This is a genomic window from Bifidobacterium sp. SKU (assembly GCF_026016405.1).
In the GTDB taxonomy this organism is placed as follows: domain Bacteria; phylum Actinomycetota; class Actinomycetes; order Actinomycetales; family Bifidobacteriaceae; genus Bifidobacterium; species Bifidobacterium bifidum.
This window is the reverse complement of record NZ_CP092890.1, coordinates 603,573-620,430: the sequence shown is the minus strand read 5'-3', so window position 1 is coordinate 620,430 and position 16,858 is coordinate 603,573. Positions and strand designations below refer to the sequence as shown.

Annotated in this window: 14 protein-coding genes and 1 riboswitch; of the genes, 9 read left to right on the top strand and 5 right to left on the bottom strand. The window is 64.5% G+C overall.

Translation table 11 applies throughout. The annotated features are described in order from the left end of the window. The first annotated feature begins 50 nt into the window (after positions 1-50). Positions 51-159, top strand: a riboswitch (TPP riboswitch). From MMB49_RS02600 to MMB49_RS02590, 3 genes are all read left to right on the top strand, one after another. Then, complete coding sequence (locus MMB49_RS02600) at positions 146-1,045, top strand: hydroxyethylthiazole kinase (protein ID WP_162864396.1); 900 nt, start codon at positions 146-148, stop codon at positions 1,043-1,045. Its footprint overlaps the riboswitch before it by 14 nt. 94 nt (positions 1,046-1,139) lie before the next feature. After that, positions 1,140-3,896, top strand: coding sequence for a phosphomethylpyrimidine synthase ThiC (gene thiC / locus MMB49_RS02595; RefSeq protein ID WP_047271657.1), 2,757 nt, complete (start codon positions 1,140-1,142; stop codon positions 3,894-3,896). Between the two features lie 122 nt (positions 3,897-4,018). Next, positions 4,019-4,492, top strand: a complete 474-nt coding sequence (locus tag MMB49_RS02590; RefSeq protein WP_003812159.1) for a hypothetical protein — start codon at positions 4,019-4,021, stop codon at positions 4,490-4,492. A 589-nt stretch (positions 4,493-5,081) separates the two neighbouring features. Here MMB49_RS02590 and MMB49_RS02585 read toward each other — a convergent pair. Beyond that, the gene (locus tag MMB49_RS02585; protein WP_003817324.1) at positions 5,082-6,290 is read right to left on the bottom strand and encodes an ATP-binding protein; all 1,209 of its coding nucleotides are present in this window, start codon (positions 6,288-6,290) and stop codon (positions 5,082-5,084) included. Positions 6,291-6,397: 107 nt separating this feature from the next. Here MMB49_RS02585 and thiD point away from each other — a divergent pair, with 107 nt between their 5' ends. From thiD to MMB49_RS02570, 3 genes are all read left to right on the top strand, one after another. Continuing rightward, entirely contained in the window at positions 6,398-7,294 is an 897-nt protein-coding gene (thiD, locus tag MMB49_RS02580) for a bifunctional hydroxymethylpyrimidine kinase/phosphomethylpyrimidine kinase (RefSeq protein WP_047271655.1), read from the top strand. Between the two features lie 103 nt (positions 7,295-7,397). Then, positions 7,398-7,772, top strand: a complete 375-nt coding sequence (locus MMB49_RS02575; protein ID WP_003812153.1) for an MTH1187 family thiamine-binding protein — start codon at positions 7,398-7,400, stop codon at positions 7,770-7,772. Positions 7,773-7,916: 144 nt separating this feature from the next. Beyond that, on the top strand, positions 7,917-8,960 hold the full coding sequence (locus tag MMB49_RS02570; protein WP_047271652.1) for a LacI family DNA-binding transcriptional regulator: 1,044 nt from the start codon (positions 7,917-7,919) through the stop codon (positions 8,958-8,960). A gap of 143 nt (positions 8,961-9,103) precedes the next feature. On the opposite strand, the gene MMB49_RS02565 is transcribed toward MMB49_RS02570, so the two are convergent. Further along, a complete protein-coding gene (locus MMB49_RS02565; protein ID WP_003812151.1) occupies positions 9,104-9,520 on the bottom strand; it encodes a DUF3052 domain-containing protein in 417 nt (138 codons plus the stop codon). Positions 9,521-9,724: 204 nt separating this feature from the next. Then, a complete protein-coding gene (locus tag MMB49_RS02560; protein ID WP_042995895.1) occupies positions 9,725-10,573 on the bottom strand; it encodes a PDZ domain-containing protein in 849 nt (282 codons plus the stop codon). Positions 10,574-10,634: 61 nt separating this feature from the next. Here MMB49_RS02560 and MMB49_RS02555 point away from each other — a divergent pair, with 61 nt between their 5' ends. Next, a complete protein-coding gene (locus MMB49_RS02555) occupies positions 10,635-12,179 on the top strand; it encodes a zinc-dependent metalloprotease (protein ID WP_047297666.1) in 1,545 nt (514 codons plus the stop codon). A gap of 56 nt (positions 12,180-12,235) precedes the next feature. Here MMB49_RS02555 and MMB49_RS02550 read toward each other — a convergent pair whose 3' ends face one another. Then, entirely contained in the window at positions 12,236-13,735 is a 1,500-nt protein-coding gene (locus MMB49_RS02550) for an ATP-dependent helicase (RefSeq protein WP_080958830.1), read from the bottom strand. A 143-nt stretch (positions 13,736-13,878) separates the two neighbouring features. Here MMB49_RS02550 and MMB49_RS02545 point away from each other — a divergent pair, with 143 nt between their 5' ends. Together MMB49_RS02545 and MMB49_RS02540 are read left to right on the top strand one after the other, a co-directional pair. Then, positions 13,879-15,357, top strand: a complete 1,479-nt coding sequence (locus tag MMB49_RS02545) for a phosphotransferase (protein ID WP_021648423.1) — start codon at positions 13,879-13,881, stop codon at positions 15,355-15,357. 156 nt (positions 15,358-15,513) lie between these two features. Continuing rightward, the gene (locus tag MMB49_RS02540; RefSeq protein WP_003821409.1) at positions 15,514-15,738 is read left to right on the top strand and encodes a DUF3107 domain-containing protein; all 225 of its coding nucleotides are present in this window, start codon (positions 15,514-15,516) and stop codon (positions 15,736-15,738) included. Positions 15,739-15,896: 158 nt separating this feature from the next. Here the strand turns inward: MMB49_RS02540 and MMB49_RS02535 are convergent, their stop codons facing one another. After that, a complete protein-coding gene (locus MMB49_RS02535) occupies positions 15,897-16,778 on the bottom strand; it encodes a PHP domain-containing protein (RefSeq protein WP_022173396.1) in 882 nt (293 codons plus the stop codon). Positions 16,779-16,858: the final 80 nt, after the last annotated feature.

Here is a 16,858-nt window from a genome sequence, read left to right as displayed (position 1 = left end):
CCTTCAAGAAACGCAAGACACAATGTCCATATTGGGCCATAGCGTTGAAGGGCACAATGCAGGGGAACCCGCAGCAGTACGCGAGTTGAGAAAGGCCACACGCCTGACCCTTTGAACCTGTTGGTCAAGACCATCGTAGGGAGCAATGATTATGAGCGAGGAATCGCCGAACACGCGGATATCGCCGCAAACACAGCCATCACTGCGTGAGCAGATAGCGGACGCGGTGCGCACGGTACGCGAGACTACGCCGCTGGCGCAGTCCTTCACCAATTTCGTCACCATCAACCTTGTCGCCAACGCGCAGCTCGCCGCCGGCGGCGCGGCGGCCATGAGCTTCCTGCCGGACGACATCATCGACACCGCCACGATCAGCGGCGCCGACTACATCAACGTCGGCACCCTGCTGCCGTTCTACAAGGACGCGCTGCCGCAAGTGGCGAGGGCGTTCCACAACACTGGCCATCCCTGGGTGCTCGACCCCGTCGCCGCCGGCATTGGAGAGACCAGAACCGCCATATTGCAGTCATTCAAGCGCTATCCGCCGACCGTGATCCGAGGCAACGCCTCGGAGATCATCGCGCTCGACGCCATGTGGGGGCTGAACGAGGAATCCGCGACCGCTACCGCATCCAAGCCCGCCGGCGTGGAATCCGTCGACGACGTGGAATCCGCCATCGCACCGGCGCAGCGGCTCGCACGGTTCATGGCGAGGCACGGCGCCAACGGCACGGCGGCGGTGGCCGTCTCCGGTGCGACGGACATGGTGACCGACGGCGAACACGTGTACCGGCTGGCGGGTGGCAGCGCCATGATGACGAAAATCACCGGCGCCGGATGCTCGCTCGGCGGCGTCACCGCCGTGTATCTCGCCGTCGCGCAGCCGCTGATCGCCGCGCTCGCCGCCACATCGCTGTACAACACGGCCGGCGAGATAGCCGAGAAACGAAGCAACGGCCCCGGTTCGTTCCAGGTGGCGCTGCTGGACGCGCTGTGGAACGTTACCGCCGAGGAGGTGGCAGACCGCGCGATCGACATGCGATAGCCGCCCCTCCCGGTGCTCCCGATGAGTGGCGCCGGCATCATATTCTTCCAATAGGCATCATATTCTTCCAATAACACAATTAAAGGAACAACAGATGAGCAATGAATACCCATTCGCGTCCATGCGCGATTCGTTCGACCTGAGCGCGTACTTCGTGGTCGGCCCCCAGGACTGCAAGGACCGGCCGCTGACCGAGGTGATCGATCAGGCCTTGCATGGCGGCGCCACCTTCATTCAATTGCGAGCCAAGGGCGCCGACGCCTCTGAGCTGACCGAGATGGCCCGCGACATCGCGCAGATCATCGAGGACAACGAGAAGTCCGACTCCGTGGCCTTCGTGATCGACGACCGCGCCGACGTGGTGTGGCAGGCCCGCCGCAAGGGCATCAAGGTCGACGGCGTGCACATCGGCCAGAGCGATATGGAGCCGCGCGAGGCCCGCGCCCTGCTGGGCGACGAAGCGATCGTGGGACTGTCGGCTGAGACCGAGTCCCTGGTCCGACTCATCAATGAGCTGCCCGACGGCTGCATCGACTACATCGGCGCCGGACCTCTGCACGTCTCCTCCACCAAGCCGGAAGCCTCGGTGGGCGGCAACGACGGCTCCGGCAAGACCCTGGATGCCGCGCAGATCAACACGATCTGCTCCGCCAGCGAGTTCCCGGTCGTCGTCGGCGGCGGCGTGACCGCGGCTGACATGGCCATGCTGGCCGGCACGAAGGCCGCCGGCTGGTTCGCGGTCTCCGCCATCGCAGGCGCCGAAGACCCCGAGGCCGCCACCCGCGAGATGGTCTCCGGCTGGAAGGCCGTGCGCGCAGACGAGCGCCACGGATACGCCCCGCGCATCGTGACCCACACCCCCGCCACCGACACGCAGGCCGCGCAGGAAGGCAGCGCCGCCGCCGGAGCCGAGGCCACCGAAAAGAAGTTCACCAACGCCAAGGACGCCAAGGACGCGCAGAAGCTCGCCAAGCAGCAGCGCGTCGACATCGCCGCCCGTGGGTCCAAGCAGCGCGACAAGGCGCACATCCGCAAGACCAAGTCTGTGCCGTTCTCCTACGAGTACGGCTCCTACGACCTTGAGGTACCCTACACCGAGATCAAGCTCTCCGACACCCCCGGAGTGGGCCCGAACGCCCCGTTCCACGACTACAACACCGAAGGCCCCAAGTGCGACCCGAAGGAGGGCCTGAAGCCCCTGCGCCTCGACTGGATCCGCGACCGCGGCGACATCGAGGACTACGAGGGCCGCCGCCGCAACCTGCAGGACGACGGCAAGCGCGCCATCAAGCGCGGCCGCGCCACCAAGGAATGGCGTGGACGCACGCACCAGCCGATGCGCGCCAAGGACCACCCGGTGACCCAGATGTGGTACGCCCGTCACGGCATCATCACCCCGGAGATGCAGTACGTCGCCACCCGCGAGAACTGCGACGTGGAGCTCGTGCGCTCCGAGCTGGCCGCCGGCCGCGCCGTGATGCCCTGCAACATCAACCACCCCGAAGCCGAGCCGATGATCATCGGATCCGCCTTCCTCACCAAGCTCAACGCCAACATGGGCAATTCGGCCGTCACCTCCTCCATCGATGAAGAAGTGGAGAAGCTCACCTGGGCCACCAAGTGGGGCGCCGACACCGTGATGGATCTGTCGACCGGCAACGACATCCACACCACCCGCGAGTGGATCCTGCGCAACTCCCCCGTGCCGATCGGCACCGTGCCGATGTACCAGGCGCTCGAAAAGGTCGAGGATGACGCTTCCAAGCTGTCTTGGGAGCTGTTCCGCGACACCGTGATCGAGCAGTGCGAGCAGGGCGTGGACTACATGACCATCCACGCCGGCGTGCTGCTGCGCTACGTGCCGCTGACCGCCAACCGCGTCACCGGCATCGTCTCCCGTGGTGGTTCCATCATGGCCGACTGGTGCCTACGTCACCATCAGGAGAGCTTCCTGTACACGCACTTCGACGAACTGTGCGACATCTTCGCCAAGTACGACGTGGCGTTCTCGCTCGGCGATGGTCTGCGCCCCGGCTCGCTGGCCGACGCGAACGACGCGGCCCAGCTGAGCGAGCTGATGACCCTGGGCGAGCTCACCGAACGCGCGTGGGCCAAGGACGTGCAGGTCATGATCGAGGGACCGGGCCACGTGCCCTTCGACACGGTGCGCATGAACATCGAGCTGGAGAAGGCCGTGTGCCACGGCGCCCCGTTCTACACGCTGGGACCGCTGACGACCGACACCGCGCCGGGCTACGACCACATCACCTCCGCCATCGGCGCCACCGAAATCGGCCGTTACGGCACCGCCATGCTGTGCTACGTGACGCCCAAGGAGCACCTGGGCCTGCCGAACAAGGATGACGTCAAGCAGGGCGTGATCGCCTACAAGATCGCCTGCCACGCCGCCGACATCGCCAAGCACCACCCGCACGCAATGGACCGCGACAACGCGATCTCGAAGGCCCGCTTCGAGTTCCGCTGGCTCGACCAGTTCAACCTGAGCTACGATCCGGATACCGCCATCGCCTTCCACGACGACACGCTGCCCGCCGAGCCGGCCAAGATGGCGCACTTCTGCTCGATGTGCGGCCCGAAGTTCTGCTCGATGGCCATCTCGCAGAACATCCGCAAGGCGTTCGGCGGCGAGGCCGCCCAGCAGCAGATCGTCGCGGACGCCGTCGCCGGCAAGATCCCGGAGGGCGTCGAGACCCCGGCGAACACGGTCACCGACGACACCGTCGTGTCCGCCAACGTCCTAAGCCCCGAGGAGATCCTTGCCGGTATGGACGCCATGGGTGAAAAGTACCGCGCCCAGGGCGGCAAGCTCTACTCCAAGGCCAGCGAGTAAGCTCCAGCCTTCATCGGTAATGCCCCCCGCTAGCGGGGGGCATTCGTATTTGCGGCTCTTCCTCTGACGGGCGCCATCCCGTATCATGGATATACGTTGCTCAATGTCGAGAAAGGGATTCCATGAGTACGACGAACAACAGCCTTTCCATACTGTCGAAATCCGGTTCGTGGATACGCGGCAATCCCGGACGATTCGCCTGCATGCTGATCGTAGCCGTCCTTTACGGCCTGCTTCTGGCCTGTATAGTTCAGCCCGATTATGAGGGCTTCATGGCCGCTGCACTGATGATCAACTTCCTTGTTCCTCCAGTATTGCTTATCATCAATATCGCGGCTGCCTGCTTCAGGAAAAGCACTTGGAAATTCCCTCTCGGATGCGTAGCGGTCTCACTCCCGCTGCTGTTCGCTCTGATCCACGGGTTCGAAGGCGGTCCTTGCGCGAAGGCCGACGTCTGCACCTCGATTGGCGGATGGCAGCTTTCATGGGGCTGCATGGAGCAAATCGGATACTTCATGCTGGTATTCACCGTATTCTCATTCGTGGGATTCGCCTTGGTGCGACTCATCAAGCACTTCCTGCGGGCGCATCGGTAGCGCATCAGGTCGTCGCTCTCCCGCCGGTCGGTGACGGTTATGCGGGTGCGGCTGTGCGGATGAGGCTGTGCGGGTGCAGCCATGACGGCGAAGTCGCTGCCACACCAGGACGAAAAACACGTTTTTGACCGTGGTGTGGTACACGCCCGATACGGGAGGATTCGCACCGGACAGCGGAATCGGCCATTTTTCAAGGATTGCCGATATTCCTCTTGTACCACGGCAGCGCATGTAACCGGTTAAAACCGATTCCGCAGCAAGGTCCTGTGCCACACCACGCGCAAAACCGGCGTTTTCGACGTGGTGTGGCACAAAATCCTCGACTTGTCTCACACTTTGGAACAAAAGACTCCACATCCCAATCAGACCAGCAGACAAGACCCATCCCCTCCCGCTGGCGGGAGGTGGCACGCAGCACCGGAGGGTGGACAAACGGCAGAACGGATGCAAAACCGACGAAACACAAGACCACACCATCGCCCGCTACGCGGGAGCCCTCCGGGCCCTGCAATCAAGGACGGCCTGCGGCCGCCAGCGAGGGCAAGAACCAACCCTTACCGCAAGCAGGAGCCGAGAATCGAGCTCGCACCTAGTGCCGGCGTGCGCGGAACTCGGGCCGATGCTCGACGCGCTCGAATGCGGTCATGAGGTCACCGGCGCGGATCGCGGCACGCTTGTCCTTGGCGGCCACCAGTGCGGCTTCGGTCCAGATGGCGCACACTTCGGCGCCGCTCCAGCCCTCGGTGCGCTCGGCGACGTCGGTCAACGGCAGCTCGCCCTCGCATGACAGCGATGCGGCCTGCACCTGCAGGATACGCAGACGGTCATGCTCGCTCGGCATCGGGAACGGAATCTGCCAATCGAAACGCCCCGGGCGCAGCAGGGCCGGATCCACGTCCTCTATGCGGTTCGTCGCGGCGACCACCACCACATTGCCCTTGGACTCGAAACCGTCCATCAATGTGAGCAGCTGCGCCACCAGGCGCTTGCCGACGCCGTTCGTGTCGGTCTCGCGCGAGGAGGCGATCGAATCGATCTCGTCGAAGAAGATGATCGCGCGCTTGTCGGACTGCGCCGCGGCGAAGATCATGCGCAGCGTCTCCTCACTGTCGCCGACGTACTTGCTGACGATCGTCGGGCCGGAGACAAGGTAGAACTGGGCGTCAGCCACGTTCGCGATGATGCGGGCCAGGTGCGTCTTGCCGGTACCCGGCGCGCCGGTGAAGATCACGCCCTTGATGGGCTTCGCGCCGATCGCCCGCATCTGGGCGCTGTTGCCCAGCTGCGTCTCGATCAGCTCCTTCGCGCGGGCGATCACCCGCTCATACCCACCGAACGCCGCGAACGTGAGCGACGGATCGGCGCTCGGCGTGAGGCGGTACTGCTTGATGTCGTCATCATGGTCGGACTCCCCCGGCCGGATCGCGGTCGGCCACAGCACCCGTTCGATGCCGAACAGATCGGTGAACTCCACCGTGTTTCCGGGCGCGATGTCGACCGGATATTCGCCTTCCAGCAATTCCAGACCATCCGAGGTCTCGATGACCACGCAATCCTCCAGCGCACGGCGGATTACGCCGACACGCGGCTTGACCGGCCACACCGAGGGCGGCACCTTCGTATAGAAGTCCTTGCCGACCAGCAGCACGTCGCCGATGTCGAAGATCTCCTGGCTGGGGAACGTCAGCTGCGTGCTGTGGCCGTTCGGCATCACCGCATAATATGCGGTGCGTCCTTCATCGAAGCCGGTGATACGCGCCAGAACACCATCACGCCGAAGGATATCGTCATTCGCCATCTCGCCGCAGCTCTCCTTTATCCGTGGTCGCCGATCCATGGTCGGCGATTGCAAAACGACTCCATCTCACCATAGAAACAGCGCAATTTCAAGACCATCCGGCTACAATGAACGGCATGACAGAGCAACTTGACACAACGGCGGCGCAATCCACGCTGCCTCCGGTGCTGACCATCGCCGGCAGTGATTCGTCCGGCGGCGCAGGCATTCAGGCCGACCTGAAGACCATGCTCGCCAACGGGGTGTTCGGCATGAGCGCGATCACCGCGATCACCGCACAGAACACGATGGGCGTGACGGATGTGCAGAATATCACACCGGACATGGTCGCCGCACAGATCGACGCGGTGTACACGGACATTCCACCGGCCGCGGTCAAGATCGGCATGGTATCGTCGGCGGAACTCATCTGCACGATAGCGGACCGGCTGGAGGCCCATCACGCACGTCATATCGTGCTCGATCCGGTGATGGTCGCCACGTCCGGCGCCAAGCTCATTGATGACGACGCCATCACTGCACTCACCGAGCGCCTGTTCCCCCTGGCCGAGGTGATCACGCCGAACATCCCCGAAACCGAGGTGCTGCTTGACCTGATCGCCCACCGGGGAGCCTCGCTGGACCCTGCGAAATGGGCTGAGGACACCGACCGTGAGAGCACGCGTATCGTGAGCGATACGGCGATGGAGGACGCCGGCCGCACCGTGTCGGAGCATTACGGCTGCGCGGTGCTCGTCAAGGGCGGGCATGGCGTGGCCGATGCGAGCGACCTGCTGTATGCCGATGGCGTCGCGACATGGATTCACGGCGTGCGCGTGGACAATCCGAACACGCATGGCACAGGATGCACGCTGTCGTCGGCGATCGCCTCGAATCTGGCCAAAGGCGAGGCACTGCCCGACGCGATCCGTCATGCCAAGGACTATCTGACCGGAGCGCTCGGCGCGCAGCTGAACCTCGGCCACGGTTCCGGGCCGATGGACCACGCATGGCACTGGCGCTGACCTGCACGCGGCAGGCGGATCCCTTATGGCGACGCCGGCCGGAACATACCGTATATACAGACCATCCAACACAGCAACAACCAACCAATCAGGGGGCATTCATATGACCATCGACCGCAACGCCGTCACGCAGGAAGTGCCGATCGACCCGGAAACCGGCAAGCCGTATCTCAACACCGTGGCGGCTATACAGGTCTCCGCGAACGGCGTCGGCTCCGAGGTGTCGCCATATGTGGCGCAGGCCGTCGAGGTGATTCGCGAATCCGGCCTGCCGCAGGAGACCAATGCGCTGTTCACCAATGTGGAAGGCGACCTGGACGAGGTGCTCAAAGTGGCCGGCGAGGCCGCCAAGAAGCTCGCCGAGCAGGGCTACCGCACGAGCCTCGTGCTACACATGGACATCCGCCCTGGATTCACCGGTCAGCTCACCGAGAAGCCGAAGATCGTCGACGCCATCCTCTCCGGCAAAAGCGAGTGACCGGCGACGAATAACCGCCGCCCTGCCTGTGCCCGCGACCGCCGCCAGATGACCGCCACCGAGCGATTGCATGGCACCGGCAGGCGGATGTCAATAGCGTGAACAATCCTGCGAAACCCGCGGATTGCGTGTATCGTTCTGCCTATGACGACGATGAAGGAGGTCGCCGAGAGAACGGGGGTGTCGGTCTCTACCGTTTCCTTGGTATTGAACGATCGCGACGAGGGCCGGGTCAAACCCGCCATCGCCGAACAGGTGCGCGCCACCGCCAAGCGGCTCGGCTACCGGCCTAATCCGCTTGCACGCTCGCTGCGCACCAGCAAGACGCGCATCCTGGGTTTCATCAGCGAGGAGATCGCCGCCACGCCCTATGCGGGCGGAATCATCCTCGGCGCGCAGGACGCGGCCAGCAAGTTGGGGTATATGCTGCTGACCGTGAACACCGACGGCAACAGCGACGAGGCGAGGGAGATCGCCACGCTGAAACGCTATGGGGTGGACGGGTTCCTTTACGCGAAGATGTCGAACCGTTTCACCGACGTGCCGAAACCGTTGCACGATTATCCGCTGGTGCTCGTCGACGCCACGGATCGCACCGGCCGGTATGCCAGCATCGAACCGGATGAAACGCTCATCGGCTACGACGCGACCAAGCGGCTGATCGACGCCTGCTGCGCGAGCATCGCCTATATCGGCTGCTCGGAGCCGATGCTCGCGCAGCAGGGACGGCTGGAGGGGTATCGCCGTGCACTGTTGGAGGCGGGCATGCCGTTCGACGAGTCGCTGGTGGTCGCCGTGCCGAACAACGGGCCTGCGTTGCAGACCGTGACCGACCTGTTCGAGCGGAGGCGGCCCGACGGGTACTTCTGCTTCAATGACGCCCGCGCATGGTACGTGTACGAGAACGCGGCGAGACGTGGCCTGGTCGTCGGCCGGGACGTGTCCGTGGTCGGTGTGGACAACCACCGGGTGTTCGCCGAGACGCTGGAGCCGCAGCTGACGACCGTGGAGCTGCCGCATTATGAGATGGGGTATTGGGCGACGCGCAAATTGGTATCGCTGATCGAGGGTCGGGAGCCGGACGATGACGAACCGGAGACGACCGCTCCCCTGCCGCCGTTGGACGCCTCAATACCGGCGAAGATTCATTGCACGCTGATTGACAAGCAATCCGTGGCGCAGCGCTGATTCGCGGGGCCCGCTTCACGGCGTGCACGGCTCATTCCATGTGCGGCGGTTCGCGCCCCGGGCATGTTGGCTGTGACGGCGGCGGCATGCATGATGCCGCCGTCGATATCGTCCGCTGGTATCGTGCCGGCGGACAGGCCGGATCAGCGTCCCTTGCCGAACGCCCGAAGCCGGATGCCGTTCCAGTCGGGGCTTACGGTGAGCGGTGTGGCCGCGTTCATGCCGGCGGTCTTGGCGGCGGACTGGACCGTGCTGGAACTCGCCGCGCCGGTCCTGCCGGGCTTGGGGGTCAGCACCCAGAAAGGGCCATCATCACCGACGACCGAATAGGCGTCCACGATGGTGTCGGACAGCTCGTCCTCGTCATCACCGTCCCGCCACCAGACAATGGCTCCGTCGACTGCGGAATCATAGTCCTCGTCGACCAGATCCTCGCCGGTCAGATCCTCAATCTTGGCGCGCACCGAGTCATCGACGTCGTCATCCCACAGCCATTCCTGCACGATGTCGCCGGACTGGAAACCAAATTCTTCACCGTTCTGTGATGCCGTTTCATTCACGGTGAACACATTACCAAAACGCTGGGAACAGCGACGTTAACACTCCGAAAAACCGGATGTTTTTTGGGATTTTCTCGCAATTGATACGGGACATGCCGATGGACGCGTCCGTCTCATGGCCGATTCCCGGCCGTCCCGCTGCCGCATGGACAGGCCGGTTCCGTGCCTCGTCCGGACGCGTTCCGGCGGGCCGGGATGGGCGACTCACGATGCGGTGCAGCCGGCCAATCCGTCGGTGTGCCCCTGACCGATCGCCACCAGAGCCTGATACGCCTCATCGAGCGTTGACACCTTGACGACACGCAGGCCCTGCGGCACGTGCCCTACCACCTCATTGCAGTTCGACTCGGGAGCGAGGAACCATGTCGCGCCGTCACGCAGGGCGCCCAGCATCTTGAGTCGAATGCCGCCGATGGCCCCGACCTTGCCCTTCGCGTCGATCGTGCCGGTGCCAGCGATGGTCTTGCCGCCGGTCTCATCGGCTTCGGTGAGCTTGTCGATGACGCCCAGCGCATACATCATGCCTGCGGACGGGCCGCCGATGTCGTCGACATGCATCGACACCTTCACGCCGGAGACGTCCATGCCCTTGCCCTTAAGATACGAGAGCGCGGCATTGGTCGCCGACGACTGGGATGAGTCCATCTCATGGGAGGATTCCTCGGCGTACTCCTCGCTGGTCTGCCCGACCGGGAACACGACCTCCTGCGGCATCACGGTCTGCTTCGGATCAAGCCATGCGACCAGCGCCTGAGCGTTGGTGACGGGATACCCGGGCACGCCGGCGGCGTTGACGGTGACGAGCAGCAGCTTGCCGGAATCCTTGTGGGTTTCAGCGCCGGAGATGCTGATCACATCGGAGCCTGACGACGAGCCGAGCACATCCTGCGTCGGCCCCGGGCCCTCTACCGTATACGCGGACGGCAGCATCATCGTCACCACTGCCAGTATCACGGCGATGGCGCCGGCGAAATACCTGAGCGAGTGCGAGCCGAGGTAGTTGCGGATGCGCGAAAGTGCGCTGTGCGCGTGAAGTTGGTTGTTTTCATGCATATTCGCCATACCTCCCATAATATGGAATCAACTGACGTTAACACATAAGGCGGGAAACACCATGGATGAGAACGCGATGCGGCAATGGTTCATCGATTGCTTCGGACCGGTGCAGGGCGAAATGGCATGGAACCAGCTTTCGCAGCTGCCCGACGAGATCCGCGAGCAGCTGATGAGCCAGGATATCGGCAAGCTCCCCAAGCCCGAGGAAGTGCAATCGCTCATGCAGGCGTTCACCGCCGGCGGACTGAACACGTTCGGAGACATGAAGCAGACCGTGGAATCCGGGCCGATCAACGTGAAACTCGCCAAGTCCATCGCATTGCAGAAGGCGAACGCCGACGGCTCGCAGGGAACGGTGAGCGCGCAGTCGGCCGACATCGCGCGGCGGGCGCTCAGCGAGGCCAACCTGTGGCTGGACACGGCCTGCACGTTCGACCCGACCTCAGGAGAGACGCAGATGCTCACACGGGCCGGCTGGGTCGAGGACACGCTGGAATCGTGGGCGAAATTCGCCGGGCCGGTCGCGCAGTCGATGAACGACGCGCTCGCCTCGGTGATCTCCGAGCGTCTCGGCAACTCGTTCAACGGCGAGATCGCGGGCATGTTTGCCGGACCGGTGCCGATTCCCGTCCCCGATGGCATGAAGGATCCCGGGCAGCTTATCAAGCTGCTGGGCAACACGTCATTCGCCATGCAGCTGGGGCACGCCGCTGGAGACCTGTCGCACGAGGTCAACGGCAGCTTCGACCAGGGCATCGCGCTGCTCAAGAACCCCGCGGGCGGACTGATCATGCAGAACATCGAGGAATACGCGACGTCGCTCGACATCCCCGTCGCGGAGGTGACGGCGTTCCTGGCGCTGCGCGAAGTCGCGCACGCCCGTCTGTTCGCAGGAGTGCCGTGGCTGATGCCGCGGTTCGAGGCGCTGATCGGCAAATACGCGCGTGGCATCACCATCGATCTCGACGCGATGGAGGAGCAGCTTCGCGATGCGGGCGCGATGGATCCGGAGTCGATCTCCGGCGCGGTGAACCTGACCAAGGTGGGCATCCCCGATACGCCCGAGCAGCGTGAGGCACTGGTCTCGCTGGAGACGCTGATGGCGCTTGTCGAGGGCTGGGTGGATTGCGTGACGTGGCGCGCCGGCATGGCGCACATTCCGCATATCGAGCAGCTTCGTGAGATGATGAGGCGCAAGCGCGCGGTGGGCGGCCCGGCGGAACGCACCTTCGAGTCGCTGCTGGGCATGCAGCTGCGCCCCAAGCGCATGCGCGAGGCGGCAGCCCTCTGGGAGCAGATCACCGCGGAGCGTGGTGTCGAAGGGCGCGACGGCGCCTGGTCCCACCCCGATCTGCTGCCGGCATTGCCCGATGAGGCCAAGACCGTCGACTCCGGAGCCGCGGGGGACACGGCCTCAGGCGTTACGAGGGCCGGAACGGATGACGGAGCTTCCGTCGCAGGTGACGCGAAGGACAGCACAAAGGACGACGCGAACGGAGCCGAGGCGCAGAACGATGGCGGCGCCATCGACTGGGACGCCGAACTGAGCAAACTGCTCGGCGAGGACGGCGGCGAAAACGACGAAAACGATTCCGCCAAGTAACATCACCACACACAAGCGTGCCCCCGCCAGCGGGGGCACGCGACATGCGCCTTGGGTCAGCTGAGGAAGCGGCTGGGGAAGCGATTGGGACGGGAGCCCTCGTCCTTGGCCCGCGCGTACGACATGTGCAATCCGTCCTCGGCGCGGGTGACACCGACATACAGCAGCCTCCGCTCCTCCTCCAAAGCCTCGCCCGCAATCGATGCGCCGTAGGGAATCAGCCCCTCCGAGCAACCGACGATGAACACGTACGGGAACTCCAGACCCTTGGACGCGTGAATCGTCGAAACGGTCACCGATGAGGCTGCGGCGCTCAATCCCTTGGCCTCCAGCAGGGCCAGACGGCTCTGAGCATCATCCGCGAGCGCCGAGTTCTGCCATCCGGAGTCACGCCTCACCCGGTATCGCAATCCCTCGGCCCGAAGCGCGGTGCAGATCGCGGGCTGCTGTGCGTTGATGCGCGTCAGCACCGCGCAATCGCCGGGATCCACACCGCCGGCGACCAGACGCGCTATCCGCGCGGCGATGCCCCGCGCCTCCTCCTCATCGGTGTCATAGCATGTGTGGCCCACGCGCGGCCCGCCCGAACGCGCCGAACGCAGCACCAGATACTGTTCCCGTTCTGGCGCGGCGGCCAACACCCGGTTCGCATACCGCACCACCTGCGGCGTCGAGCGGTAATCCGTGTTCAGAGTGACGTCGGCGGTCAGCGGGCGGAACTCGTCCGCGAAATGCAGCAGGTCATAGCTGCTCGCCCCGGCGAACGAGTAGATCGTCTGCGCCGGATCGCCGACCACGCACACGTTGCGGTTGTTTCCGAGCCACAGCGTCATCAGCCGATGCTGCAACGGCGACACGTCCTGATACTCGTCGACCGTCAGCCAGCCAATCGACGAGCGGATCGAGGCGGCCAACTCTTCGTAATCATCCATGACATGGCACACGAGCAGCAGAATGTCATCGAAATCGATCTGTCCGCGGACCGTCTTCTCCCACTCGTACGCCGTGATGACGTCGGCGAAACGCTGCGGATCGAGCTCCGCCGGCGGCTGACGGCGCGTCGCCGAGCACACGCGCGGATAGTCGTCGGGCGCCACCAGCGACACCTTCGTCCAGTTGATCTCCGCCCTGACGTCACGCACCTGCTGCGCATCGATGTCCGCGGCATTGGTGACCCGTCTGATCGCCCTCTCCACGTTCTCGCGCTGGTCGGAGGTCACGTGCGGCAGCGGCGTCTCGAAGATGTCGTCCCACACACGCCTCAGCTGCTGCAATGCCGCAGAATGGAACGTCGCAGCGGTCACGTCGTCGCCGACCCCCAGCGTCTGCAGCCGCGCGCGCATCTCCGCGGCCGCCTTCACCGAGAACGTCACGGCGAGCACCTTGCGGGCATCCCAATCCCCCCGCGCGCACGCATAGGCGATGCGACGGGTCACCGTGCGGGTCTTGCCCGCTCCGGCCCCCGCGATGATGCGCACCGGGCCGTCCAACGCGGTAACGGCCGACATCTGCGCATCATCCAGCCCCTCAAGAATCGTCTCGCTCGATGCACTCATATCCTCCATTGTGGCGCATGCCCGGCCGATGCGCTGCCAGCATAGTGGGCAAACCGTGATTTTCCGCGAGTCATACGGCCAATTGCCTCCCGCGAGGCGCGACATTGTATTAGTGTGGGAGTGTGACTCAACGAAGCAAGCTTATGTTGGCGGCACTCGCCTCGGCGGCGATGCCCAGCATCGTCATGGCCGGCGTGCGAGACAGCGAACGGGCCAACGACACCGACGACGCCGCGGGCATCGATCAGGCCGTGCTGCAGGATGCCGCAGGCAGGATGTATGACATATACGCATGCGACACCGAAGACGGCCGCAAGCGCCTGACCGGGCGCGTGCAGGCCGCCAGGACGCTGGAGCGCGCCAAGGATCCGGGCGGTCTCGGATTCGCCCTGGATACGGTGCTTGCATTCGTTGACGGCAAGGAGAAAAGCACGCTCACCGGCGGCGCGACCGTGATGGTGGCGGCGCACAACGATGGCGTCGCAAGACCCCTCGATCTGCTTACTTTGGATGATTGCGCGGCGATGGGCACGGCCATCGGCGCCATTCACCGGCTGCGGCCAAATTTCCTGCAGGCCGAATCGTATCCGGTATTCTCCACCGGGCAGATTCGCGCCCAGCTGACCGCCTGGATCAAGCGGCTGCGGCAGGCGGGCCATGTGCCGCCGGAAATCACGTCGAGCTGGGGCCGGATCATCGAGACGGAGGGCCTGTGGTCGTTCGTCACCTGCCCGGTGCATGGCGGGTTCTCGGATGGCGACGTGCTGTTTTCCGGCGCGACCATCACCGCGGTGACGAACTGGCAGAACATGCAGGTCAACGATCCGGCACGCGATCTCGCGTGGATTTTCGGCAAGCTTGACGAAGATCACCGCAATGCGGTGCTTGCGGCGTATGGCCGCATGATGGGTTCTCGTCTGGACGATCTGATCATGCTGCGCGCGAACCTGTGGCTGCAAATGGAGCAGGTCGGCGAGTTCATCGATGCGTTGAACCGGGCCGATAGTCAGAAAATCATCCAGTTCAAGGCGCAGGTGGAGCGGCTGGCCCACCAGCTCGGCGCATTCACGCGTAAGACCGCGCCCGCGACGACGTCGGGTGCCCAGTCGTCCAAGCCGCCATCGACCATCACCGTCGGCACGCTGCTCAATGACGCCGACCGGCGCAAGGCCGCGGCCGCGACACAGGCCGGAGCGCGTGTGCCCGACGACATCGCCGACCCGAACGACAACACCGACGAGACCGACCGCACCGGTTCCGCGGACATCAAGGCGGCCGGGGAGTTCGATCCGCAGACCATGGGAATTCGGTACAGCGCTGAGACGGAACATGTCACGGCAACGGCGGGCACGACATCGGAAACGATGACGCTGAGCCGCGGGGACAGCGACGACACGGGCGATGCAGACGCAACAGGCGCCACGGACGATACAGACGACCGCACGCCGAACGCGACGCCGGCCGCCCATATCGAAGACGCCCCGTCCCAAGCAACGCCGGACCGACAGGACGGCGCGTCGGCGGCGCGCGACACCCCGACCATCGTCATCCCGCTGCTCGAACGTGAGGAACGCGCCATGCGCGACGCCCAGTCCGAGCTGCAGTCATCGCAAGGCAAGTAGCCTACAGCGAAAACCGTCACGCACGTCGATGGGAGCAATGCACAATGGCTTTCATCGGCACGCGTGCATGCGACTGAAAGCCCGTGGCGCAAACGGGCGTCGGACACATCATCCACCCAGCGCCTTCAACAGCGCATCATCCCGAGAGGAGCAAACATGGACATCGAATTGGGCATCGCCAATGTGGCGCGACCCGTCACCTTCAGCACCGAGGAGGACGCGGCCAGCGTCACCGAGGCCATCGAATCGGCGCTGTCGGCCGGAACCCCGATCAAGCTGACGGACGACAAGGGCCGTCGCATCATCGTGCCGGCGAACGCGCTCGGATACGCGCTCATCGGCTCCGAGACCAAGCACGCCGTGGGCTTCGGGGCGCTCTGACCGAACGCCGGGCTCAGCTGGCTCCCCTCTCCCGCCTTTGTGCGTAGGCGGGAGTCGGCCGGATATGCAGTGACGACCGGGAGCGACCGGAGGGTTTGAACGCCCTGCGGCCGCTCCCGGTTTTGTGTTTTCTCTACAGCCGGGGTCGGTGGTCGGTGTCAGACCAGCGGAATCGCCCCTCGCCGCACGATCTCGGCCACGGTCTCGTCATCAGTCAGGTTCTCGCCCAGATGGTTCGGCTTGCCGGCGCCATGCCAGTCCGATCCGCCGGTGACCAGCAGCTGATGCGCCTGCGCGATGGCATACAGCCGTTCCCGCTGCTGCGGCGGATTGTCCCGATGCCATACCTCCAGCCCGTCAAGCCCCTCTTCGATCAGCGTCTCGATCTGGCTGTCGGACAGCAGTGTCACGTTGCGATTCACCGCGCCCGGATGCGCGATGATCACCACGCCGCCGGCTGCGGCCACGGCGGCGAGCACCTCGTGCGTGGTCGGGGAGGGCGTGGGGATGTAATACTTCGATGTGGCGCTCACCGCGTCGGCGAACGCCTCGGACCGCGTGCGGTACACGCCCGCGGCGACCAGCGCATCGGCGATGTGCGGACGTCCGATCGTGGTCCGCTCCCCCTCGTGCACCTGCTCCAGCACGGACTGCCAGCTGATCGGATAATCCTCGCCCAGTCGCGCCACCATGGCCTTGGTTCGCTTCAGCCTCGCCTGACGTGTGCGCAAGAACAGGTCCGACGTATGACGGTCGTTGGGATTGTACTGATACGCGAGCATGTGCACCGACACCGGCCCATCGCACGCCGTGATCTCCGTGCCGCGCAGCAGGCGCATGCCCTCCTCACGCGCCGCGGCCTCGGCATCCGCCCATCCGCTGGTCGTGTCATGGTCGCTGATCGAGGCCCCGTGCAGGCCGATATGGCGGCTCAGTTCGACCAGGGACGCCGGGGTCTGCGTCCCGTCCGAATACACCGTATGGCAGTGGATGTCCCAGCCCGACTTCGGCGGCGCGGCGGCAAGTGCTAAACGAGTCATGTATCCATCGTAAGCTGTGTGCTGTCGGTTATTGCACAAGGCGCGTCATAACCCCGCGAAAATTTAAGAACCACCGTGAT